Raw genomic sequence first — 23,083 nt, forward strand, 5'->3', positions numbered from 1 at the left:
GCGTAATTTCTCATCTTCTATAATTTTATTTAAAAATACATCAGTTGTTTCTTTTATTAATCTTTGTTTATCACGGTTATAATATATAGTAAGCCCTATGGCAATAACAGCTGTTAAGAAAGTAGCAATAGCAACAATTAAACTTCCATAAGTTAGATAAGAACTTGCAATAGTAATAATATCAGAATTGGTGTAATTGTTTTCTATAATAAATCCTTAAATTATTTTTAATTTTAAAGGTACTTTACCATATTTTTACAAAATTAAATATTAAAGAGAGTATTTTTACTCTCTTAGCTTGCTAAAAATTCATAATCAAAAGCTCTTTACTTTCTTTTCTTTTTAAAACATTATTATTTAAAGAATACCTTACTTTTAATTCCTTAATATTAAAATCTTTATAAAGCTCTCTTATAAGCTCACAATCATTATAAGAAAGCATAAATTTACCCTTGATATTTTTTAACAACTTGCAGCGAGATGCTAATTTTTATTCAATACCAAAACTTAATGTTTCGGCTTCTACCAGTGGTGACAATGAGTTAATTGGGCTCGAAGGATATGAAACAGGTGAAATGCTTGAGCTTAGTAAAGCCTTTTTTAAAACAACGCCTAAAAATATGAAAGCTATTAAAGTTGATGGTTATTCTATGGTTCCAATGCTTTTACCTGATAGCTGGGTTGTTTTTGAAGAAACGCATAAGTATCAAGGAGATGGATTGTATATTTTAAATTTTGATAACCAATTAATGGTTAAACTTTTGCAATTAGATCCAATAAGTAAAGTTTTAGATATTATTAGTGTAAATAAGGATTATAAAAGCTATAGTTTGGACTTAAAAGACTCGCAAGTTGAGCTGATTATACAAGGCAAAGTTTTGCGTTTTATTATATAATTTAAAGGAATTAAAGTGAATATTGTGTTGCTAATATTAATAAGTATCTTTATTTTCTTTTATGTAATTATTTATATAGAAAAATAAAAGGAACACCAAATAAGCCGCTAAAAGAAATTTGGAATGAATATAAGCAGGAAATGCAAAAAATCAACGAAGAGCATAGGTAAAAAATGCAGAAAATTGATGAAAATTTTAAAAAAGAAAAAGAGCAAAATAAGGACTTGGAACTTAATAAATTTCAAATAACCTCACGCGAAATTTTTACCATAAAAACTCCAGAGAATAAAGATGTTGAGGTTGAATTAACTTGTACAGCTGGATTAATTCAAACTAGCCAAATTAATTATGAAGAGATTGTTAGAAAAGAATTTTTATACAAATGTTTTCCAGTAACTTGGAATGATTTTTTAAAGCTTAACAAGTATGAAAAAAATTGGCATATACAGTTAAAGATTGTGATGATATTGGATTGTTAAAAGAGGTTTATGAGCAAATATTCAAATATTTAAAATGACAAAGTGAACTTCCTGAATATTTTAAAAAAGATATACGATCTAGGAAGAGATATTTGCACGAATTTTCGGACCCCGTTCAAATAAAAAGCAAATTAAGTTTAAAAGCTTATCGCTACTATATCGACTTCTTTTTAATGAAATACCAGAAGGAAGCTATTTTCCTATGCAAACAATGCATAGGGGTGATGAGTTGAATGAAGCTTTATATAATACTTACTTTTTTAAAAGATGATGAAAGTATAGATATATATTATCCGCCAAATTTTTATGAAGATACATCAATTTTTAATATAGTAGAACATAGTTTTTTTAACAGTAGGGAATATTATAAAAATTACAAACTTTTAATCGTTTTGATTTAAAGCCACACTCTGATTGCGACTTTAACATTCCAAAATATATAGTAAAGCATTATTTGGATATGAAAACTATTGTTAAAGAAAATGAACATCATAAACGAATTTTTTGTTAGTTTTATTTTAATAAAGTTATATTTTAAGTTTAAGGTTTGTAGAAAAATAAAATTTCCACTTTTATGGAAGTTTTATTTTTCCAAATGGAAATTTTATTTTTCCGCCGACAAAAGATTTGTAAATTAATAAAAAAAAGATATAATTGCATTTTAATTTAGAGAAAGGAATCAATATGAAACAAGGGGATTTTACAGAGGTTGCAAAGCATTATCATAATAGACCTGCTTATAGTCCGTTTTTACTTGAAAAACTTGTAGCTTGTATCAATGATAAAAATAAAAATTTAAAAGATTTAAATATTGTTGAAGTAGGAGCTGGCACTGGAAAACTTACTAAGATGTTGGGAGAAATGTTTGGATGCCAAATTAGCGCTGTGGAACCAAACGATAATATGCGTGAAGAAGGGCAAAAATTTACACAAAATTTATCAAATATTTCTTGGCACAAAGGAAGTGGTGAAGAAACCTGCATGAGCAATAATCAAGCTGATTGGGTCATCATGGCTAGTTCTTTTCATTGGACAGATCCTAAAAAATCTCTCCCAGAATTTAATCGTATATTGACAGGGGGGGGGTATTTCACTGCGATTTGGAATCCTCGCCACATTGTAGAGGGTTCGGTTTTTGATGAAATCGAAAAGGAGATTAAACATATTGTTCCAGAGCTTGCTCGTGTAAGCAGTGGCACTCAAAATGTTAAAAAATGGGAAGAAATTCTTGTTTCAACAGGAGATTTCACAGACTGCTTTTTTATGGAGTGTGACTATAAAGAGTTTTGGGATAAAGAACGTTATCTTGGAGCTTGGCATTCTGTAAATGATATACAAGCACAAGCAGGTGAAAAAAGGTGGAAGGAAATTTTAGAGATGATAGAAGCTAAAATTTCTCATATGCAAAGTATAGAGATTCCTTATAAAATAAGAGCATGGACAGCTAGAAAAGCATAAAATACCTCCTTTTTTTCATCAAGCTTGTCAAAGATGAAAAAAAGGAAATAAAATGCAAAAACTAGTAGAACAAGTGTGGGATTATACCAAGCATGCTAAATTTTATAGCTATAGACCAAATTATGCTCCAAAAACTATAGATATGCTTATTAGTTTAGTTGGAAAAAAAGATATTAAAGTCGCTGATATCGGTGCAGGAACTGGAAATTTAAGCATTATGCTTTTAGAAAGAGGATGTAAGGTAGTATCTGTAGAACCAAATGATGCGATGCGTGAGATCGGGATAGAAAGAACTAAAGGTGAGAAGGTTGATTGGGTTAGGGCAACAGGTTTAAACTCAACACTTCAAAATAGTGAATTTGATTGGGTGACTTTTGGTAGTAGTTTTAATGTAATGGATAGAAATGAAGCCTTAGAGGAAGCGCATCGCTTATTAAAATCAGAGGGATATTTTTCTTGTATGTGGAATCACAGGGATTTAAACGATCCTGTACAAAAAATAGCTGAAGATACTATTGTAGAATTTGTACCAAATTATACAAGGGGAACAAGAAGAGAAGATCAAAGACCAATTATAGAGAGTCGAAAGGATCTTTTTGATAATATTGTTTATATTGAAGAGGATTTTTATTTTCATCAAAGCATTGAAAATTATATTAATGCATGGAAAAGCGTTAAAAATCCTTACTGGGATTTGGAGGCTGATGAAGGAAATGAACTTTTTAATAAAATTAGTGATAAAATTTCTCAAAGACTTCCTAAGGAATTTAGCATAAAATATACCACTCGTTGTTGGAGTGCTAAAAAAATATAAAACTAAGGAAAAATATGGCGGAGTTAAAATTTAAAACCAAAGCACAAAATTTAAAAAATTTACAAACAAAATTAAAAAAAGCAAAAGTTCTATCTTTGGTTTTAACTTCGCTTGAAGAATTAATATCAAATGAAGATAAAGTTTTACAGGACATTCAAACTTTAAAGGCTAATAGACTCATTATAAGAAGTTCTTCTTTAAGTGAAGATAGTATGAAAAACTCCAATGCAGGTGCTTTTCTTTCTTTGGCAAATATTAAAGCTGATTCTAAAGATGAATTATTAAAAGCTTTATATGAAGTTGCCAATTCTATGCCATCAAAAAGCGATGAAATTTTAGTTCAACCTATGCTTGAAAATATTACTCTTTGTGGCGTTGGTTTTAGTGTTGATAAGGATAATTTTTCCCCTTATTTTTGTCTTCAATATGATGAAAATGGTTCAAATAGCTCTATTACAGATGGAAGTAGTAAGAGTGCAAAAACTTACTATCATTACAGAGATTATTTAGAATTTAAAGATATTAGACTTCAAAAAATTATAGAACTTATAAAAGAATTAGAAGTTTTATATAACTGTTGTTTTTTAGATGTTGAATTTGCATTTGCTATTCAAGATGATGAGGAAGAACTTTTTTGCTTGCAAGTGCGTCCTTTGGTTATGCATGAAAAAAATAATTTATTTCACTCTTTACCAAAAGAAGCTTTATATAGATTTTATAAACGTTTTGAGTCTTTAAAAGAATCAAGATCTAGAGTTTTGGGAGATAAAGCCATTTTTGGGGTAATGCCTGATTGGAATCCAGCTGAAATCATAGGGTTAAGACCTAAGCGTTTAGCTTTTAGTTTATATAAAGAAATCATTACGGATAATATCTGGGCGTATCAAAGAGATAATTATGGTTATAGAGATTTAAGATCCCATCCTTTAATCCATTCTTTTTTAGGCATTCCTTATGTGGATGTAAGATTATCTTTTAATTCTTTTATACCAAAAAAATTAGATGAAAATATCGCGCAAAAACTTGTCAATTTTTACTTAGATAAGCTTAATAAAAATCATGAATTGCACGATAAGATTGAATTTAATATTGTTTATTCTTGTTATGACTTTAATAGTTCTAAAAAATTAGAAGAACTTTTAAATCATGGTTTTAATGAAAATGAAATCAAAAGATTAGAATTTTCATTATTAGAACTTACAAACAAGATTATTAATCCTAGATCAGGGCTTTATTTAAAAGACATACAAAAAGCTTATAAGCTAAAAGAAAGATATGATGGCATTATTAATTCTAATTTTTCTTTAATTGATAAAATTTATTGGCTTATTGAAGAATGTAAACGTTATGGAACTCTGCCTTTTGCGGGGGTGGCTAGGGCTGCATTTGTAGCAATGCAACTTTTAAATTCTTTAGTTGAGATTGATTTTATAACCAAAGAGGAAAAAGATGATTTTTTAAATTCACTCAATACAGTGAGTAAAAATTTAAGTAAACAAACAAACCATCTTAATTTTCACAACAAAGATCAATTTTTGAAAGATTTTGGACACTTAAGAGCAGGAACTTATAATATTTTATCTCCAAGATATGATGAAGATTTTGAACTTTATTTTGATGTGGATCAAAAAGATAGTAAAGTTTATTTGCAAGATAAAGCTTTTGTTTTTTCAGAAGAAAAGACAAAAGCTTTAAATGCTTTACTTAGAGAACATGGACTAGAGATTAATGCTTGTGAATTTTTTGATTTTTTAAAGCAGGCTATCGAGGGTAGAGAGCTCGTTAAATTTGAATTCACTAGATTGCTTTCTAAGGCTATAGTTTATATAGAAGAATTAGGCAAATATTATGGTATTGAAAAAGAAGATTTGGCTCATCTTGATATAAAAAGCATTTTAAATCTTTATTCTAGTCTTTATTCTATAAATCCAAAAGAGCAGTTTGTAGAAGAAATTAATCGCAATAAAAAAGAATATGAACTTACACAAGCTATAAAACTTCCTTCTTTGCTTTGCAATGCCGATGAAATTTTTTCTTTTTATAATCATAGTATTATTCCAAATTTTATTACACAAAAGAGCATTACTGCATTTACGGCGAAGGAAAATGATAAAGATTTAGAAGGAAAGATTGTTTTAATTTATGCAGCAGATCCTGGATATGATTATTTATTTACAAAAAATATAGCAGGACTTATTACATGTTATGGGGGTGCTAATTCACATATGGCCATTCGTGCCTCAGAACTTGGAATGCCTGCTGTTATAGGAGTTGGAGAAGAAAATTTTGAAAAATATTTAAAAGCTAAAAAAATAAATATAGAATGTGAAAGTGAGCAAATATTTTGTTTATAGGTATTACTCAAAGGCTTATTTACAACGAAAGTTATCATGAAGAAAGAGAATGTTTGGCTTTGGATTGGGGAAAATTATTTAATAAAGATTTATTTAAAAATTTTACTCCTCTTCCTCTTAGCTATGAAATAGATTTTTCTCATTATAAACATCTAATAAAAGCTGTGATATTAAGCGGTGGTAATGATTTAAGTTTTTATAGTCCTAATGTCTTATCTAAAAAGAGAGATTTATATGAAAAGCAAGTTATAGAAATTTGTTTAAAAGAAAAAATACCACTTTTAGGAATTTGCAGAGGAGCTCAGATGATAGCTCATTATTTTAACAGCCATATAAGTCCTTGTGAAAATCATATAGGCAAACATGAAGTATTTTTCTCAAAAGAAAAATTTATAAGTAATTCTTTTCATAATTTTGCTATTGAAAAATTAGGCGAAGATCTTGTAGAACTTTGCTTAGCAAAAGATAATACCATAGAAGCTTTTAAACATAAGTATGAAAATATTTTTGGTATAATGTGGCATATTGAAAGAGAAAATGGGCTTAATAATATTCAAATTTTAAAAGAGTGGTTTAGTTTAATCAAGGAATAATATGAATGCAATTATCTTAGCAGCAGGTTTTGGATCAAGGCTGATGCCTTTAACAAAAGATCAACCAAAGTGTATGGTTGAGTATAAGAATAAAAAAATAATAGATTATGAAATCGAAGCTTTAAAATCAGCAGGTATAAATGAAATAGCTGTTGTGGGTGGATATTTAAACGATGTGCTAAAAAATTATCTTAATAAATATGATATTGAGCATTTTTTTATTAATTCAAAATATGATAAAACCAATATGGTTCATACTTTTTTTTGCGCTAAAGATTTTATATTAAAATGCATCGAAGAAAAACAAGATTTGATTATTTCTTATGCGGATATTGTTTATTTTCAAGATTGCGTGCAAAAGCTTATAAATGCCAAAGAAGAACTTGCTATAGTAGTTGATAAGTCTTGGCGTAAGCTTTGGAACAAACGCTTTGCAAATCCTTTAGAAGATGCTGAAACATTAAAGATGACAAATGGTTATATTATAGAACTTGGAAAAAAAGCTAATGCCTATGATGAGATAGAAGCTCAATATATAGGACTTTTTAAATTTTCTTATCAATTTCTTTCTGAAGTTATTGCTTTTTATGAAATGCTTGACCGAGATATTTTATATGATAATAAAAATTTTGAAAATATGTATATGACAAGTTTTTTGCAGGCTTTGATTGAAAAATACAACAACGCAAAAGCAGTGGAAATTGATGGCAATTGGTGTGAAATTGATTTTATGAGTGATTTAAAAATTAATTTCATATAAAATCAATAGGATCAATATCCGCACTTACATTTTTAAATTGCAAAATATAATTTTCAATTGCCACTAAAGCTTTATAATTTTCACTTCTAAGTAATAAATAAAAACGATATTTTCCATGCAGCATTTCAACTCCACAAATTCCATAGCCTACTAATTCTACTTGTTTGATATTTTTAAATTGATAGGCAAGTTTTTCACAAAGTTTTTGTGCATTTTTTTGATCTTTATCTTCTATAAGAACTCTTAAAAGGCGTTTAAATGGAGGATAAAGATCTTTTCTATTTTCTAACTCATCTTTTAAAAAAGCATCATAATCCTCTATATACCTTTCAAAAAAAGCTCTATTTTTTGTTTGTAAAAGCACTCTTGCTTCGCCTTTACGCCCTGCCCTACCAGCAACTTGCATAGCTAAAGCTAAAGTTTCTTCACTCGCTCTAAAACTAGGACGCAACAAATACTCATCAAGCCCTAAAATCACACTCAAATCCACGCTATGATAATCATGCCCTTTAGCAAGCATAGAGGTGCCAATAAGTATATCGATCTTATTTTCATTAAAGTCTTTTAAAATAGTATTAAGCTTTTTAACGCTTGTGATTTCATCGCTATCAAATTTTGCTATTTTTGCTAAAGGCAAAGCATTTTGCAAAAGCTCTAAAAGTTCAGCAGTCCCCATTTTTCTAGCTTCTAACATTTCTCCTTTGCAACTTGGACAATTTTGCTCTATTAAAGAAGTATAATTACAATAATGACATTTTAAAACATTTTTCTTTTTATGCATACTCATGGCGATAGAACAAAAAGGACATTTTATCGTTTCTCCGCAATCCTTGCAAATGATTTGCCTAAAATTAGCCCTTGTAGGTAAAAACACTATAGCTTGTTTTTGATGTTTTAAACTTTTTTCTAATTCGCTTAAAAGCATAGGCGTTATACCAAGCTCATTTTCATCATATAAAAAATGTTTTTTGCTCTCAAAAAAAGTTCCTTTTAGTCTAAAACTTTTTTGTTTGTAAAAACTCGTCAAAGATGGGGTTGCAGAACCTAAAACCACTTTAATATTATTTTTTTGACCCAAAAAAAGCGCTAAATCTCTTGCATTGATAAAAGGCTGATTAGAAGCCTTATAAGAATTATCATGTTCTTCATCTACTACAATAAGTCCTAAATTTCTAAAAGGCAAAAACAAAGCCGATCTTGCACCCGCTACTAAAAGTACTTCTCCCTTGCAAAAACGCTCTAAATATTCTTGCTTTTTTTTCTTTGAAATTTTAGAATGCCACAGGAAAAAATTATCCTTAAAATACACTTCTAAACGCTTTTTCATTTGTGGAGTAAGTGCGATTTCTGGCATTAAAAGTAAAGCTTGCTTACCCTGTTCTAAACACTCTTTTATCAAAGAAATATAAATTTCAGTCTTGCCACTACCTGTATCAGCAAAAAGTAAGGAATTATTTTCTTTTTGAAGAAAACTTAAGGCATTTTGTTGTTGATTGCTTAGCTTAGGGGTATCTTTAAAAAACATTTTTTGACATTCATATTTAGGACTGGTTTCAAAAAAGCCCAAAACAAAACCAAGTTTTGAAGCATAATAATAAACAATAAAATTTGCCAATTCAAATTGCAAAGGAGTTAAAAAATACTTTGTAATTTCTTTAATTTCTACGGTTTTAAAATCAGGTTTTTGACATTCTTTAAGCACGATAGCTTTAAGGTTTTTTTTAGTTTTTAAATCCACTAATACTTGTGTTAAAGGTTTGATTTCATCAAAACTATGAAAAGTTAAATTATCCAAATACAAACCACAAATTGCAAGTTCATAATATCTTATATCAGATCTTTGCATCTAGAACTTCCTATACACTTTAACAAGCCTTCTTTAGAATCATAAATAAATTCAACCATCTCTTTGGCGTTTAATGCAAATCTATAGTGATTTTTACCTATTTTTATCCAAGATTTAAAATCAGAATAAATAGGTGTATCAAGCAAAGAATAATCACAATCATTTAAACAATAAAAGAGTTTTTCTTTGGCTTGATTGTTTTGCGCATTATCTAAAATTTCTGGAAAATTTAAATTTTTAAGTCTCATTTGACTACGCATTAAAGCAAGAGCTGAGCTTAGCATTTCATAGTCCATTTTTAATTTTAAAATTTTAACCTCATCTTTTGTAGTATTGATAAAAGATAAAGATAAGCTTGATAAAATTCCCAAAATCAAAATCACAAAAACAAGCTCAAGCAGAGTAAAAGCTTTATTCATTTTGTCGGGAGTTCTTCATTGATTGCTTTTATTAGTTTCTTAAGTTCTCTTTCTAAAATATAATTTTCATAACTTTTTTTAACAAACGCATCTACAAAGCGTTTAAGTTCTATTTTTTTAGTACCGCCAGAAATCAAAGCGATATCATCTTCTAAAAAATTTGCAAATTCTTCACTGCACTTAACAATGAAATCTTTTGCATTGACATTAACAATGACTTGTTTTAGATTATCTGCCAAGAACAGCCTCTATTTTCTTGTAAATATCTTCGCTTTCTATATTGCGAGATTTAAGTTCTTCTTCTAAACGCATGATTTGATTACTTTTCGCTTCATTTTGTGCTTTAACGCTTACAAGCTCATTTCTTAAAGCCTCATTGGCTTCGCAAACTTCGTTATACTTTTCAATTAATTCATTTACTTTATCTGTCATAGTATTGATTATTTTTTCATCAAACATATTTTTGCCTTCTTAAGAAATTTGTAATTTATGGAAAATATTATTTGATATTGTAGCAGAAAAAAATTTAAATTTAGGTTTTTATTGTCAATTAATTTTTAATTAAAGCATTTTCTTTTAAAATTTTTTCAAAAATAAAAATAAAGTAGAAAAATGTTAGAACTTACCAGCGAATTTAAACCCAGTCCCGATCAACAAGAAGCCATAAAAGGCATAGTAAAAAGTATAAAAAAAGGCAACAAATATCAAACCTTACTAGGCGTTACAGGAAGTGGAAAAACCTTTACCATGGCAAATGTCATTAAAGAACTTAATATACCCACTCTTATCATGAGTCACAACAAAAGCCTTTGTGCACAACTTTATAGTGAATTTAAAGGCTTTTTTTCTAAAAATCATGTAGAATATTTTATATCTTATTATGATTATTATCAACCTGAAGCCTATATCCCACGCACTGATGTTTTCATAGAAAAAGACAGCTCGACCAATGAAGACTTAGAGCGTTTAAGACTGAGTACTACTGCTTCTCTTTTAAGTTATGAAGATGTAGTTTGCATAGCTAGTGTTTCAGCAAATTATGGACTTGGTAATCCAAATGAATACATAGGCATGGTTTTAATCTTTGAACTAGGTATGCAAATTTCACAAAAAGAACTTTTAAAAAAACTTGTAGATATGGGTTATAAAAGAAATGATAATTTTTTTGATCGTGCAGATTTTAGAGTTCAAGGAGATATTATAGACATTTATCCAGCTTATTATGAAGATGAAGTAGTAAGACTTGAATTTTTTGGCGATGAGCTTGATGCTATGTATCATTACAATGTTTTAGAAAATAAAAAAGGTAAAGATTTAAAACGCTTCATACTCTATCCTACAAGCCAGTTTAGCGTGGGCGAAACAAGATTAAAACAAGCGATAAAAGACATAAAAGCAGAACTTAACGAACGCCTTGCTTATTTTGAGCATGAAAATAAACTCGTAGAATATCAACGCCTTAAACAAAGGGTTGAATTTGATCTTGAGATGCTTACAAGCACAGGAATGTGTAAAGGCGTTGAAAATTATGCAAGGCATTTAACAGGGCTTAAAGAAGGTGATACTCCTTATACGCTTTTTGATTATTTTGCGATTAAAGATAGAAAATTTCTTGTTATAGTCGATGAAAGCCATGTATCTTTACCGCAATTTAGAGGTATGTTTGCAGGAGATAGAAGCAGAAAGCAAACCTTAGTGGATTATGGTTTTCGTTTGCCTTCAGCCTTGGATAATCGTCCTTTAATGTTTGATGAATTTATCCATAAAAATTGTCAATTTCTTTTTGTTTCAGCTACACCTGCACCTTTAGAACTTGAACTTAGCAAAGAAAACATCTTTCATCAAATCATGCGTCCTACAGGACTGCTTGATCCTTTAATAGAATTAAAAGATAGTGATAATCAGGTTGAAATTTTATTTGATGAGGCTAAAAAAGTCATACAAAGAAACGAACGGGTTTTAGTAACCGTGCTAACTAAAAAACTCGCTGAAGAACTTACAAGGTATTATTTAGAGCTTGGTATAAAAGTCAAATACATGCACTCAGACATCGATGCTATAGAACGCAATGAAATCATAAGAGGTTTAAGAAGCGGTGCTTTTGATATGCTAATTGGCATTAACTTACTTAGAGAAGGACTTGATTTGCCTGAAGTTTCACTCATTGCCATTATGGATGCAGATAAGGAAGGCTTTTTAAGAAGCACTACAAGTTTAATCCAAACCATGGGAAGAGCAGCTAGAAATGTCAATGGTAAGGTTTTGCTTTTTTGTAAAAAGATTACAAAATCCATGCAAGAAGCTATGGATACCACCAATGAACGCCGCAAACTTCAAATGGCTTATAATAAAAAATACAATATTACCCCAACTTCAGTCAAACGCCATATTGAAGAAAGTTTGAAAAATGAAGAGGATTTAGGCGAAATTTATCGCAAAGGTAAAAAACTAGAAAAAATGCCTGCTAGCGAAAGAGCAAAACTTGTCAAGGAATTAAGAAAGCAAATGCTTGAAGCAGCAAAAGCACTTGAGTTTGAAAAAGCTGCTGCAATTAGAGATGAGATTAATAAATTAAGGGATTTATAATAAAAATATATCCCTTGTTCTAACTCCCGCCTCATTAAGTAAAGCACTTAAAATTTCATACTGAAAGTCTTGTAAGGGACGTTTTTCTTTTAAAACTATACCTATGACCCCTTTAGTTTTTTCCCCATCTTCTATAGGTAAATACATAGCATTGGCATTAGGCAGGGTATTTGTGCAAACACCTGCTCTTTCTTTATTTGTTGCAACCCATTGAGCAATAGCAATCTCATCGGCACTAAAACAATTTTTTAACATTTGCTTATCATCGTTAAAAAACAACAAAGGTTTCGATAAAATATTGTTTTTATTTATAGGATAAATAATAATAGGTAAATTTAATAATTTTAAAGCTTGATTTCCAAGTTGTTCCCAAAGCTCTTGTTTGCTTTTTACTCTTGCTAACTTTTCACTATTTTCAAGCAAAATAGCTGTTCTATAAGCTCTTTTAGTGAGTTCTTTAGATTGCAATTTTAATCTTCTAGTAAAAACAGCTGTTAAAAATCCAACTATAAACATAGTTGTAAAAGTAATAATATTTCCACTATCATGAACTTTAAGACTAAAAATAGGTTCTAAAAAGAAAAAATTATAAATCAAGACACTTACCAAAGAAGAATAAAAGGCGAAAATTTTATTATCAGAAATAAAAGAAGAAGCAAAAACTGCTAAAATAAAAATCATAACTATATTACTTGGCTGAGTATTAAATTTATGAAATACAAAAGCTATAAAAGTTGCTAAAAGCAAAACTCCTGTGATTTTTAAAAAACCTAAAAAATCAAAACCTTTTTTACTTCGTATTTTAGGAGTAGAAATTTGATTTTCATTAACAAGATATAAATCAATATTGGGTGCTTTTTTAGCAACAGCTTCAAAAATCTCTTCTTTAAACTTTTTTTTATCTTTATTTTTACCTAAAACAATTTTAGAAACATTGCTAAGGCTTGAATACTCTGCAATTTGTCTTGCTATATCATCATCATATACGCTAATGATTTCAGCATCAAAACTTTTAGCTAGTTCTATATTTTCTTCTAAGGCTTTTTCTTCTTTAATATTGGGATTTTTTATATAAAGCGCACTCAATTTAGCATGAAAAGCTAAAGCAAGTCTTGCAGCTGCACGAATAACCTTTGCATTTGAAGCATTAATACAAACTAAAATATGCTCTCCAGTATGATAAGCTAAATCATCATTAATAAGCCTTTGTTCACTTGCTCTTAAATTCACTCTTGAAGCAAGTCTTCTTAAGGCAATCTCACGCAAAGCTATAAGTCTTTCTTGGCGAAAGAAATTTTCAAGTGCTAGTTTAGCTTGTTTTTCCTTATAAATTTTGCCATCTTGCATTCTTTTTAAAAGCTTATTGGGTTCAATATCAACAAGTTCAACCTGATCAGCCTCATCAAAAATACGATCAGGAATACGCTCTTTAACTTCTATCTTACTGATATTAGCGACTAAATCATTTAAACTTTCTAAATGTTGTATATTTAAAGTAGTATAAACATCAATACCTGCTTTTAGAAGTTCTTCTATATCTTGAAAACGCTTTTCATTACGCAAACCTTTAGCATTAGTGTGTGCAAGCTCATCTACTAAAACCAAAGCAGGTTTTCTCTTAAGGGTAGCGTCTAAATCAAATTCTTTTAATACTATATTTTTATAAGGAATTTCAAGATTAGCTATACTTTCAAAACCTTGTGTTAAAGCCATTGTTTCAGGTCTATCGTGAGGCTCTATATAGCCTAAAACAACATCAACTCCATTATCCCTTAAAGTTCTAGCTTCACTTAACATAGCATAAGTTTTTCCAGAACCTGCAGCATAACCTAAGAATATTTTTAATTTTGCAAGTTTGTTTTTTTCTTCTTCCTTGGCTTTAACCTCAAGTTTTTTAAGAATTTGTTCAGGACTTTGTCTTTGCATGTTTATTCTTTTTTCATGGCTTTAGCAATAGCTATATTAACGGCTAAAACATTAACTTTTTCTTCCCCAAAAATCCATAAAAATTTAGACTCTGTATTTTCTTGAATGATTTTTTCTAATTCTTCTTTGGTGATTTTTGAAGATTGACTTATCCTAGGAATTTGCACTAGGGCTGCTTGAAGACTGATATGAGGATCAAGACCTGATCCTGAAGCGCTTAACAAATCCAAAGGAATTTGTTCTTTTGTAATTTGCGGATTTTCATCTAAAAATTTTTGCAAATCTTTTTGCACACGCTCTTTCAAAGCAGGATTTGACATAGCATAATTAAATCCACCTGAACTTACACTGCTTTCATTTGCATCACTTGTATTGTAATTTAATACAGATGCTCTTGAATGTAGAAAATAAGGCTTATTAAAATCTTGACCCAAAAGCTTTGAACCTACCGCTTTGCTTATATCCAAAGTCGGACGACCTTCTTTATCCACTAAACTTCCACTTGATTGATAAGGAAAAATAAATTTTGCAACTGTATTTAAAGCAAAAGGATAAATAAGAGTACACAATATTAGCATTACCACAAAAAAACTAAGCAAAGTTCTAAGCATATCACACTCCTAAAATTCTAAGTATCCAAGCTGTAGGAATATCAATTATTTTTATCCCTATAAAAGGTGCGATCATACCGCCTAAACCATAAATACTCAAATTTCTTAAAAGCAAATGCTCGCTTTTCATAGGCTTAAATTTAACTCCACGCATAGCAATAGGTATGAGCAAAGGTATAATAATAGCATTAAAAATAAGTGCTGATAAAATAGCACTTTGCGGGGTAGCCAAATGCATAATATTTAAAATTTGCATTTGAGGTAAAACCACACTAAACATAGCAGGTAAAATAGCAAAATACTTAGCAATATCATTTGCCATGCTAAAAGTTGTAAGACTACCCCTAGTAATAAGCAAACCTTTTCCTATTTCAACTACTTCTAAAATTTTAGTAGGATTAGAATCAAGATCTATCATATTGGCTGCTTCTTTGGCTGCTTGAGTTCCTGAGTTCATAGCTATACCTACATCAGCTTGTGCAAGAGCTGGAGCATCATTGGTTCCATCTCCTGTCATGGCTACTATCTTACCTTGGGCTTGTTCTTTTTTAATGGCTTCTATTTTATCTTCAGGCTTGCATTCTGCTATAAATCCATCAAGCCCTGCTTCTTTAGCTATAGTAGCTGCTGTTAAAGGATTATCTCCAGTACACATTAAAGTTTTTATGCCCATTTTTCTAAGCTCATCAAAACGCTCTTTAAGTCCTGGTTTTACTGTATCCTTTAGATAAATCACTCCTAAAATTTTTTCATTTTTACACACTACCAAAGGAGTGCCACCAAGATTTGAAATTTCCATTACCTTAGTTTCTAAATCGCTAGGAATTTTTCCATTCATTTCGCTTATATAAGCTCTTATAGCATCAAAAGCACCTTTGCGAATTTTTGTATTATCTTGCAAATCCACACCGCTCATTCTATTTTGAGCGCTAAATTCGATAAATTCTTTAATATCATTACCTTCTAATTCATAACCCATTTTTTGAGCCAATGCAACTATACTTTTACCTTCTGGAGTTTCATCTTTTAAAGAGGATAAAACACAAGCTTTAATCATTTCGTCTTTGCTTATACCTTGGACTTCATAAAATTCATTTGCCAAACGGTTTCCAAAAGTAATCGTTCCCGTTTTATCTAAAATCATAGTATCAACATCACCACAACTTTCAACAGCCTTACCTGAAAGCGCGATCACATTAAAACGCGTTACCCTGTCCATACCTGCTATTCCTATAGCTGATAAAAGCCCCCCTATAGTTGTAGGAATAAGACATACAAGCAATGCTACTAACCACGAAATAGGCAAACTCACGCCTAAAAATTGCATAAAAGGATATAAACTTACAACCACTACTAGAAAACTCAAACTAAGCACAATTAAAAGAGTATTAAGAGCAATTTCATTTGGAGTTTTTTGACGCGCAGCACCTTCTACAAGATTGATCATTTTATCTAAAAAACTTTCCCCAGCTCCAACTAAAATTTTAATCTTTAAAAAATCAGTTAAAACCGTAGTCCCACCTGTAACAGAAGAAAAATCACCGCCCGCTTCACGCATAACAGGAGCACTTTCACCTGTAATAGCTGATTCATCAACACTTGCAGCACCTTCTATAATTTCTCCATCATTAGGTATAAGTTCACCTGCTTTAACTAAAACTATATCACCTATTTTTAACTCGCTAGAATTAAGCATTTCTTCACTGCCATCACTTTTTATGCGTCTAGCTTTAGAATCCTTTTTACTTTGTCTTAAGGTAGCTGCTTGGGCTTTACCCCTTCCTTCTGCAATACTTTCTGCAAAATTTGCAAAAAGCAAGGTTACAAATAAAATAAAAGTGATTAAGATGTTATAAATTCTTTCATCAGAATTTCCATTAAACAAAGTAGGAAAAATACTTAAAATCAAAGTAAGAATCAATCCAACTTCCACCATAAACATAACAGGATTTTTTATCATAAAGCGTGGATCAAATTTTAAAAATGCTCCTTTTATGGCATTATTTAAAATTTCTTTTGTAATGAGTTTATTTTGTTTTTTAGACATTGACTCTCCTTAATGCCATAAAGATAAATATTCTGCAATGCTTGATAAAGTAAGCACCGGAAAAAAAGTAAGTGCAGCAAAAATATATATAATACAAACAAGCACAAACATAAAAGTTAAATTATCCGTTTTTAAAGAATTTGCAGTATTTTCTTGTGTATTTTTAGCCAAAAGCGATCCAGCTATAGCAAGCTGAGCTATTAAAACCAAATAACGCCCACAAAACATAGCAAAAGCTGTACTTAAATTCCAAAATAAATTATCATCTTTTAAACCTTCAAGTCCTGAACCATTATTTGCTGCCGAAGAACTAAATTCATACAAAATTTGAGCCAAGCCATGAAAGCTAGGATTACTTATGCTATCTTTTGCAAAAACAACAGCTAATGCACTTAAAACAAGGATTAATAAAGGATGGATAAGAATTACCAAAGCTATAAGCTTCATTTGTGCGCTTTCTATTTTTTTACCCAAGAATTCTGGAGTTCTGCCTATCATTAATGCACAAATAAACACGGTTAAAAGCACATAAATAATCATATTCATAAGCCCTACTCCTTCGCCACCAAAAGCTACATTTAACATCATATTTAGCAAAGTAGCACTGATGCTTAAAGGATTTAAACTATCGTGCATATTATTGACGCTTCCTGTAGTAAAAGCAGTAGTTACAGCACTAAATAAACTCGAACCATCTGTGCCAAATCTTATTTCTTTACCTTCTAAATTTCCCAAATTTGCATTTAAACCCAAAGAATCCAAATTTGGATTTGACATTTTTTCGCTAAAATAAATTAAAAGCAAAGAAATGATAAAAATAATCCCCATTGCACCAAAAATAACTCCCCCTTCTTTTCCCATAAGAGCAAAACCTTGTCTTTCTTTTCTATGATAAACCATCAATCCAAAAGCTACAACACAGGCACTAGGAATAAGCATCATGGATAAAATTTGTAAAAAATTTGTAAGTGAAGTAGGATTTTCAAAAGGCATGCTTGAATTAGCACCAAAAAAACCACCCCCATTTGTCCCTAAATGTTTTATAGACTCAAGAGCTGCAACAGGACCTGTGGCAATACTTTGAAATTTATTTTCTAAAGTAAGCACGCTAAAATTTGCGTGATAGTTTTGCACCACGCCTTCAGAGATAAAAATTACAGCCAAAATAAAACTTAAAGGCAACATCAAACGCGTAATAATACGCGTAAAATCTTCATAAAAATTTCCCATTTGCATACCACATAAAGCACGACAAAAAGCCATACAAGCAGAATATCCACTTGCACTTGAAACAAACATAGCAAGTAAAATGCCTGTATTTTGGGAAAGCAAACTTAAAGCACTCTCTCCACTATAATGCTGAAGGTTTGTATTTGTAATAAAACTAATTACAGTATTTAAATTCAAATCCCCTTTCATAGAATTTATCGAATTGGGATTTAAAAAAAGTTTATCTTGTAAATAAAAAATCACGAAAGAAAAAATAGCCACTAAAGCATTAAAAGCAATTAAATGCAAAGAATATTTTTGCCAAGTCATATTTTTTCTATCAATTGCACAAATTTTATAAATTAAATTATCAATTGGATTAAAAATAAAATCAAAAATAGTTTTTTTACAGCTTGCAATTTTATAAAGATAATTTCCAAAAATTAAAGCCAATATAAAAGCTATAATCAGTGTTATTAAAATTTCTAGCATATTTTTCCTTTAAAATTTTTCAGGATATAATAGAGCATAAAATAAATAAAGAGCAAGTATTAAGCTTAAAACTAGTAAAAATATCATCCGCGTGTCCTAGTTTGAATTTCACAAAAACGGATAAAAAACCATAAACTACCAAAAGCTAAAAGCAGAAGCAAAGCAAAGATAACATCCATAGGATAGCCCTTTCTCATTGATTCAAAATAGGATTTATTCTATCCTTGTTAAGCTTATATTTTGATTAATACTAATTTTATGATTTATTTATAATTTTTATCTATATTAAATAAAAAGACAAATGAAAAATTTAGCAGGAAAAATCCTGCTAAAAATTGTTAAAGATAACCCGCTGCCATAGCAATAAAATATCCTGCTATACAAGAAGTGATTACACCTATAAGACCTGGTAAAATAAAACTATGATTGATAACAAATTTACCAATATGAGTAGTACCTGATCTGTCAAATTGTATAGTAGCTAAATCGCTTGGATAAGTTGGTAAAATATAATACCCATAACAAGCAGCCGCAAAAGCAACAATTACACCAGGTTCAACACCAATTCCTAAAGCCAAAGGAACAAAAGCCGAAATAGCCGCTGCTTGAGAGTTTACAAATTTTGAAATTAAAAGAAGCATTACAGCATAAGTCCAAGGATACTCTTTTACTATATCTCCAAGCGCTGCTTTCATCATAGGAGTGTGAACTGCAAACATAGTATCAGCCATCCAAGAAATTCCAAAAACCGCAACAAGTGCTATCATACCTGATTTAAAAATTTCATTAGAGCCGATTTTCTTTGCATCTGTTTTAGTAAAGATGATAATCAAAGAACCTGCTAAAAGCATAAACATCTGAATAACTGAAACCATGGATAAAACATCCATTTTAGGATTGCCTAAAGCATCTACTTGAGGAATGCCATTTTTTACAACTTGTCCCCAGTTTGGACGCAAGAAATCAAATACACCCAATAAAGCTACTAAAGCAATAGCTCCTAAGAAAATCCACATTGCAACCCAATTGCTTTTTGGAAGTTTAACACCTAAAAGTGTTTTAGAATCCCCATAAACATATTTTTTAAATTCAGGATCTTTAAGTTTTTCTTGAAATACTTCATCTTTATCCAAATCTTTTCCTCTAAACCAAGAAAAAATTCCTATACACAATACACCAAATAATGTACTAGGTATAGTAATTTGAAGAAGATTGATATAACCATCAAAACCTGCTAATTTATGATTAGCATTTAAAAGCAAAGCAGTCAAACTCACAACAGCCACAGATACAGGAGATGCAATAATACCCATTTGTGATGATATAGAAGCTGCTGCCATTGGACGCTCAGGGCGAATACCATTTTTAATCGCTATATCATAAATAATAGGCATAATAGTATAAACCACATGTCCTGTTCCACAAAGTATAGTCAAAAAGCAGGTTACAAAAGGTGCTAGTATTGTTAAAAACTTAGGATTGCGTCTTAAAATTCTTTCTGCTATTTGAAGCATAACATCTAAACCACCACTCGCTTGCAAAGTTGCACTCGCAACCACCACCGCTAAAATTGTAAGCATAACATCTATGGCTGGTTTTCCAGGCTTTATATGAAAAGCAAATACAAGCATTAAAATACCTATACCACCAAGCAAACCAAGCGCTATACCGCCTTTTTTTGCACCGTAAAAAAGACAAATTAAAACGATAATGATTTGGACTGCAAATTGCCCTCCCTCACTAAGGCTTGTTAAAAAGTCCATTTTAACTCCTTTGAAAATTGATATTTAAAAACAGTTATTATTGTATCACATTTTTAAATTAAAGAATAATATTTATAAAAATAAAAATAATAATTTTTTAAATTATTTAAATTAAATTTAAATATAAAACACAAGCGTAATGGGTTTGACAGATTGTATAGAATTTTATCCTTCAAGTTCATATATTTTTTTTCTATCTGTAGAGCTTGCTATATTAAGATGTTTGCGATATTTTGTAATAGTTCTTCGTCCGATATCGACCTTAAATTCTTCTTTGATTAATTCTAAAATTTTACTATCGCTTAAAGGTTTATTGCGATCTTCATTCTTTACTAAATTTGCCACAAATTCTTTAACACCTACATTTGAAGTCTCTCCCTCTTCATCAAGAGCAAAAGCAAAAAAATCACGCAAGGGAATAAGTCCTCTTTCACAACTTAAATATTTATTTGCCACAGCTCTTGATATAGTCGAAGCATTACGTTCTAAATCAAGTGCTAAATCCTTAAAAGTCATAGGTTTTATCTCTTTTCCCATGAAAAAATCATATTGATATTCTACTATCATAAGCCCTATTTTATAAAGAGTAGCTTTTCTCATCGCTAAAGCATCAACTAAATTTTTTGCTTCTTTGATGTAATGATTTAAAAAATCATGCTCTAAACCATCAGTTTGGATTGAAATTTCAGGATAATAATCATCATTGATTTTTACTTTAATTTCACCATTTTCTTTATAAACAAAAATATCAGGAACAATTATACGAGAATCTTCAAAATATTCCAAAAAAGGAGGAGTGCTAAAGCGCTTAAGTACAGCCAATGCTTCTTTATATAAAGGCTCTTTGGTATAGTTTTGTATATTTTCAAAATCCATAATCAACATTCTACAAAACTCATCAATATCTTCATCTAATTCCATATTTTCAAGAGCAAATAAAAATGCTTCTTTATAATCTTTAGCTCCCACTCCTACAGGATCTAAAAATTTAAATCTTGCTCTTACTCGCTCAATTTCTTCTAAGGAATACTCTTTTAAAAATTCTTCATCGTATTCAAAATATCCTTCCTCATTTAAGCATTCTATAATTTTTTTTGCAAGCTCTTGAGATTTGTTTGTAGGAAACAAAGGAGGAAGAATCTGTTCATTTAAAAGCTCATAAACACTTTTTTTGGCAAGTCCTTTACTATCCACAAAAGCCGAATTTACATTATGTTTATAAAATGAATCAAAATAATTCTTACCCTTATCATGAGTTTGTATCGAATCTTGAACATTTAAGAAAGGATTATCCTCAGCAAATTTATCTAAATTTTCTTTTAAATCCTCTATGTTTGCTTGTAAAATCGGCAACCAAGAGCGTAAAGTTTGAGAAATTTTAGTCTTGGGTGCTTGGGTGATTTTTTGCTTTAACATCAATCAAGGAGTTTAAACTCCGCTCCTAAATAATACTTTTTCACGTCTTTATTGGTTGCAATTTCATCAGCATTCCCACTAGCAAGCAAAGAACCTGATCTTATAACATAAGCTCTATCACAAATAGCCAAAGTCTCACGCACATTATGATCGGTAATTAAAACCCCAATCCCTAATCTTTTAAGCTCTTTAATCAAAGTTTGAATTTCAGCCACTGCTATAGGATCAACACCTGCAAAAGGCTCATCAAGAAGCAAAAACTTGGGTTCGCACATCAAGCTTCTAGCGATCTCACAACGCCTTCTTTCACCTCCACTTAAACTTAAACCTTTCCTTAAACGAATAGGTTCTATGCTTAAAAGTTCAAGCATTTGCTCAACTTTATCATGTAAAATTTTTTTATCTTTATAAAAAATCTGAGCCGCTAAAAGCAGGTTATCTTCTACACTTAAATCCTTAAAAATACTACTTTCTTGAGGTAGATAACCTATCCCTGATCTAGCTCTTTTGTTTAAAGGATCTTTTGTTACATCCAAACCATCTAAAAGAACTTTTCCACTACTTGGAGAAATAAGTCCACATATCATATAAAAAGTTGTTGTTTTTCCTGCGCCATTTGGCCCTAAAAGTCCTACAACTTCTCCGCTATTAACCTCTAAAGAAATTCCATGTATAATCTTAGTTTTTTTAATAATTTTTTCTAAATTTACAATTTCTAATTTACTCATAAATTTCATACTTTCTTTTATTATCTTTAATGCTAATTTTAATCTGGATAGTAGAAATTCCAAATTTCATTAAAGTTTTTTTCAAATTTTCACCGCCCCATTCAACCAAATGTAAACCTTTTTCAAAAAAATTTTCAAATAAACCATTCGCTAAAAGTCCTTCTAAACCTTCTTGATAAATATCATAATGATAAATGCAAATATCATGATTTTCATATTTTTGCATAGTGGAAAAAGTTGGAGAATCTACCCTTGCATCAAGACCAAGAAATTTAACCCAAGCTTGCACCAAGCTTGTTTTTCCGCTAGCCAAATCTCCTTGAAGCAAAACAACACCTTCTTTAGGCATTATTTGAAGCATCGTTTTGATCTCATCTTTTGCTAAAATAAATTCTTTCATAATTTTACCACATATTCATTTTGTGCATTTTTAGGAATGCTTTTCGTGCTAGGTATAGCTAGGACTTTATATTTTTGAGTGTATTCAATAAAATGTAAAGTGATAATATCACCCACCTTAATCTCTTTACTCGCTTTAACAATAACGCCATTAATCCCCACTATGCCACTTTTACACATATCTTCAGAAATAGCTCTTCTTTTCGTGATATTAACTACATTTAAAAATTTATCTACTCTCATAAAAGCAATTTTAGCAAAAAAAATCAATTTTTGGAACAAAATTT

Annotated in this window: 22 protein-coding genes and 2 pseudogenes; 9 read left to right on the top strand and 15 right to left on the bottom strand. The window is 30.2% G+C overall.

Going from position 1 to position 23,083, the window contains the following annotated elements; translation table 11 throughout:
* Positions 1 to 301: 301 nt before the first annotated feature.
* A pseudogene (locus tag AJN69_RS09645) lies at positions 302 to 475 on the bottom strand (DNA adenine methylase); the annotation flags it as partial.
* On the opposite strand from AJN69_RS09645, the gene AJN69_RS03530 reads away from it, so the two are divergent.
* The 8 genes from AJN69_RS03530 (at position 453) to AJN69_RS03560 (ending at position 7,354) form a co-directional block, all read left to right on the top strand.
* A complete protein-coding gene (locus tag AJN69_RS03530) occupies positions 453 to 896 on the top strand; it encodes a S24 family peptidase (protein WP_002877665.1) in 444 nt (147 codons plus the stop codon). The pseudogene AJN69_RS09645 and the gene AJN69_RS03530 overlap by 23 nt on opposite strands.
* 173 nt (positions 897 to 1,069) lie before the next feature.
* A complete protein-coding gene (locus AJN69_RS10030; protein ID WP_002877666.1) occupies positions 1,070 to 1,375 on the top strand; it encodes a hypothetical protein in 306 nt (101 codons plus the stop codon).
* A 233-nt stretch (positions 1,376 to 1,608) separates the two neighbouring features.
* Positions 1,609 to 1,776: a hypothetical protein gene (locus tag AJN69_RS10035; RefSeq protein ID WP_002877668.1), complete on the top strand. Its 168-nt coding sequence runs from the start codon at positions 1,609 to 1,611 to the stop codon at positions 1,774 to 1,776.
* A 283-nt stretch (positions 1,777 to 2,059) separates the two neighbouring features.
* Complete coding sequence (locus AJN69_RS03540; RefSeq protein WP_002877669.1) at positions 2,060 to 2,833, top strand: class I SAM-dependent methyltransferase; 774 nt, start codon at positions 2,060 to 2,062, stop codon at positions 2,831 to 2,833.
* Positions 2,834 to 2,885: 52 nt separating this feature from the next.
* On the top strand, positions 2,886 to 3,647 hold the full coding sequence (locus tag AJN69_RS03545) for a class I SAM-dependent methyltransferase (RefSeq protein WP_002877671.1): 762 nt from the start codon (positions 2,886 to 2,888) through the stop codon (positions 3,645 to 3,647).
* 14 nt (positions 3,648 to 3,661) lie between these two features.
* On the top strand, positions 3,662 to 6,001 hold the full coding sequence (locus AJN69_RS03550) for a PEP-utilizing enzyme (protein WP_002877672.1): 2,340 nt from the start codon (positions 3,662 to 3,664) through the stop codon (positions 5,999 to 6,001).
* A complete protein-coding gene (locus AJN69_RS03555; RefSeq protein ID WP_002877673.1) occupies positions 5,992 to 6,594 on the top strand; it encodes a gamma-glutamyl-CDP-amidate hydrolase in 603 nt (200 codons plus the stop codon). The genes AJN69_RS03550 and AJN69_RS03555 overlap by 10 nt, the downstream gene beginning before the upstream one ends.
* Position 6,595: 1 nt before the next feature.
* A complete protein-coding gene (locus AJN69_RS03560) occupies positions 6,596 to 7,354 on the top strand; it encodes a CTP:phosphoglutamine cytidylyltransferase (protein WP_002877674.1) in 759 nt (252 codons plus the stop codon).
* Here AJN69_RS03560 and AJN69_RS03565 read toward each other — a convergent pair.
* Genes AJN69_RS03565 through AJN69_RS03580 form a run of 4 tightly spaced genes read right to left on the bottom strand, consistent with a single transcriptional unit; the run spans position 7,347 to position 10,078 of the window.
* Complete coding sequence (locus AJN69_RS03565; protein WP_002877679.1) at positions 7,347 to 9,200, bottom strand: primosomal protein N'; 1,854 nt, start codon at positions 9,198 to 9,200, stop codon at positions 7,347 to 7,349. The two genes, AJN69_RS03560 and AJN69_RS03565, sit on opposite strands and share 8 nt — an antisense overlap.
* The gene (locus AJN69_RS03570; protein ID WP_002852324.1) at positions 9,182 to 9,619 is read right to left on the bottom strand and encodes a prepilin-type N-terminal cleavage/methylation domain-containing protein; all 438 of its coding nucleotides are present in this window, start codon (positions 9,617 to 9,619) and stop codon (positions 9,182 to 9,184) included. Before AJN69_RS03570 ends, AJN69_RS03565 begins: the two co-directional genes overlap by 19 nt.
* A complete protein-coding gene (locus AJN69_RS03575; RefSeq protein WP_002854947.1) occupies positions 9,616 to 9,858 on the bottom strand; it encodes a hypothetical protein in 243 nt (80 codons plus the stop codon). Before AJN69_RS03575 ends, AJN69_RS03570 begins: the two co-directional genes overlap by 4 nt.
* Positions 9,848 to 10,078: a hypothetical protein gene (locus AJN69_RS03580; RefSeq protein ID WP_002852327.1), complete on the bottom strand. Its 231-nt coding sequence runs from the start codon at positions 10,076 to 10,078 to the stop codon at positions 9,848 to 9,850. The genes AJN69_RS03575 and AJN69_RS03580 overlap by 11 nt, the downstream gene beginning before the upstream one ends.
* Before the next feature lie 153 nt (positions 10,079 to 10,231).
* On the opposite strand from AJN69_RS03580, the gene uvrB reads away from it, so the two are divergent.
* Positions 10,232 to 12,205 carry an excinuclease ABC subunit UvrB gene (uvrB, locus tag AJN69_RS03585; RefSeq protein ID WP_014516973.1) on the top strand — a complete coding sequence of 658 codons (1,974 nt, stop codon included), beginning with the start codon at positions 10,232 to 10,234 and terminating at the stop codon, positions 12,203 to 12,205.
* Here the strand turns inward: uvrB and AJN69_RS03590 are convergent.
* The 10 genes and pseudogenes from AJN69_RS03590 to AJN69_RS03630 all read right to left on the bottom strand — a co-directional run bounded on the left by AJN69_RS03590 (position 12,200) and on the right by AJN69_RS03630 (position 23,039).
* The gene (locus AJN69_RS03590) at positions 12,200 to 14,131 is read right to left on the bottom strand and encodes a sensor histidine kinase KdpD (protein ID WP_002877682.1); all 1,932 of its coding nucleotides are present in this window, start codon (positions 14,129 to 14,131) and stop codon (positions 12,200 to 12,202) included. The genes uvrB and AJN69_RS03590 overlap by 6 nt on opposite strands.
* Before the next feature lie 2 nt (positions 14,132 to 14,133).
* Entirely contained in the window at positions 14,134 to 14,742 is a 609-nt protein-coding gene (kdpC, locus tag AJN69_RS03595) for a potassium-transporting ATPase subunit KdpC (protein ID WP_070261150.1), read from the bottom strand.
* Position 14,743: 1 nt separating this feature from the next.
* Positions 14,744 to 16,789, bottom strand: a complete 2,046-nt coding sequence (kdpB, locus tag AJN69_RS03600; protein ID WP_070243512.1) for a potassium-transporting ATPase subunit KdpB — start codon at positions 16,787 to 16,789, stop codon at positions 14,744 to 14,746.
* A gap of 9 nt (positions 16,790 to 16,798) precedes the next feature.
* Entirely contained in the window at positions 16,799 to 18,490 is a 1,692-nt protein-coding gene (kdpA, locus tag AJN69_RS03605) for a potassium-transporting ATPase subunit KdpA (protein WP_070210739.1), read from the bottom strand.
* A gap of 9 nt (positions 18,491 to 18,499) precedes the next feature.
* Positions 18,500 to 18,687: pseudogene (gene kdpF / locus AJN69_RS09660) on the bottom strand (K(+)-transporting ATPase subunit F).
* A 141-nt stretch (positions 18,688 to 18,828) separates the two neighbouring features.
* On the bottom strand, positions 18,829 to 20,253 hold the full coding sequence (locus tag AJN69_RS03610) for an anaerobic C4-dicarboxylate transporter (protein ID WP_070243511.1): 1,425 nt from the start codon (positions 20,251 to 20,253) through the stop codon (positions 18,829 to 18,831).
* Between the two features lie 165 nt (positions 20,254 to 20,418).
* On the bottom strand, positions 20,419 to 21,669 hold the full coding sequence (locus AJN69_RS03615; protein ID WP_052949653.1) for an RNA polymerase factor sigma-54: 1,251 nt from the start codon (positions 21,667 to 21,669) through the stop codon (positions 20,419 to 20,421).
* Entirely contained in the window at positions 21,669 to 22,397 is a 729-nt protein-coding gene (gene lptB, locus AJN69_RS03620) for an LPS export ABC transporter ATP-binding protein (protein ID WP_002855252.1), read from the bottom strand. The genes AJN69_RS03615 and lptB overlap by 1 nt, the downstream gene beginning before the upstream one ends.
* Entirely contained in the window at positions 22,390 to 22,797 is a 408-nt protein-coding gene (tsaE, locus tag AJN69_RS03625) for a tRNA (adenosine(37)-N6)-threonylcarbamoyltransferase complex ATPase subunit type 1 TsaE (protein WP_044778954.1), read from the bottom strand. Before tsaE ends, lptB begins: the two co-directional genes overlap by 8 nt.
* Entirely contained in the window at positions 22,794 to 23,039 is a 246-nt protein-coding gene (locus AJN69_RS03630) for an RNA-binding S4 domain-containing protein (protein WP_070210754.1), read from the bottom strand. Before AJN69_RS03630 ends, tsaE begins: the two co-directional genes overlap by 4 nt.
* Positions 23,040 to 23,083: the final 44 nt, after the last annotated feature.

The organism is Campylobacter sp. BCW_4338 (assembly GCF_001763255.1).
GTDB lineage: Bacteria > Campylobacterota > Campylobacteria > Campylobacterales > Campylobacteraceae > Campylobacter_D > Campylobacter_D jejuni.

Excerpts from the sequence above, each read along its gene's own strand:
- AJN69_RS10030 (WP_002877666.1), top strand. The coding sequence starts at position 1,070 with ATGCAGAAAATTGATGAAAATTTTAAAAAAGAAAAAGAGCAAAATAAG.
- AJN69_RS10035 (WP_002877668.1), top strand. The coding sequence starts at position 1,609 with ATGAAGCTTTATATAATACTTACTTTTTTAAAAGATGATGAAAGTATA.
- AJN69_RS03540 (WP_002877669.1), top strand. The coding sequence starts at position 2,060 with ATGAAACAAGGGGATTTTACAGAGGTTGCAAAGCATTATCATAATAGA.
- AJN69_RS03545 (WP_002877671.1), top strand. The coding sequence starts at position 2,886 with ATGCAAAAACTAGTAGAACAAGTGTGGGATTATACCAAGCATGCTAAA.
- AJN69_RS03550 (WP_002877672.1), top strand. The coding sequence starts at position 3,662 with ATGGCGGAGTTAAAATTTAAAACCAAAGCACAAAATTTAAAAAATTTA.
- AJN69_RS03560 (WP_002877674.1), top strand. The coding sequence starts at position 6,596 with ATGAATGCAATTATCTTAGCAGCAGGTTTTGGATCAAGGCTGATGCCT.
- AJN69_RS03565 (WP_002877679.1), bottom strand. The coding sequence starts at position 9,200 with ATGCAAAGATCTGATATAAGATATTATGAACTTGCAATTTGTGGTTTG.
- AJN69_RS03570 (WP_002852324.1), bottom strand. The coding sequence starts at position 9,619 with ATGAATAAAGCTTTTACTCTGCTTGAGCTTGTTTTTGTGATTTTGATT.
- AJN69_RS03580 (WP_002852327.1), bottom strand. The coding sequence starts at position 10,078 with ATGTTTGATGAAAAAATAATCAATACTATGACAGATAAAGTAAATGAA.
- uvrB (WP_014516973.1), top strand. The coding sequence starts at position 10,232 with ATGTTAGAACTTACCAGCGAATTTAAACCCAGTCCCGATCAACAAGAA.
- AJN69_RS03590 (WP_002877682.1), bottom strand. The coding sequence starts at position 14,131 with ATGCAAAGACAAAGTCCTGAACAAATTCTTAAAAAACTTGAGGTTAAA.
- kdpC (WP_070261150.1), bottom strand. The coding sequence starts at position 14,742 with ATGCTTAGAACTTTGCTTAGTTTTTTTGTGGTAATGCTAATATTGTGT.
- kdpB (WP_070243512.1), bottom strand. The coding sequence starts at position 16,789 with ATGTCTAAAAAACAAAATAAACTCATTACAAAAGAAATTTTAAATAAT.
- kdpA (WP_070210739.1), bottom strand. The coding sequence starts at position 18,490 with ATGCTAGAAATTTTAATAACACTGATTATAGCTTTTATATTGGCTTTA.
- AJN69_RS03610 (WP_070243511.1), bottom strand. The coding sequence starts at position 20,253 with ATGGACTTTTTAACAAGCCTTAGTGAGGGAGGGCAATTTGCAGTCCAA.
- AJN69_RS03615 (WP_052949653.1), bottom strand. The coding sequence starts at position 21,669 with ATGTTAAAGCAAAAAATCACCCAAGCACCCAAGACTAAAATTTCTCAA.
- lptB (WP_002855252.1), bottom strand. The coding sequence starts at position 22,397 with ATGAGTAAATTAGAAATTGTAAATTTAGAAAAAATTATTAAAAAAACT.
- tsaE (WP_044778954.1), bottom strand. The coding sequence starts at position 22,797 with ATGAAAGAATTTATTTTAGCAAAAGATGAGATCAAAACGATGCTTCAA.
- AJN69_RS03630 (WP_070210754.1), bottom strand. The coding sequence starts at position 23,039 with ATGAGAGTAGATAAATTTTTAAATGTAGTTAATATCACGAAAAGAAGA.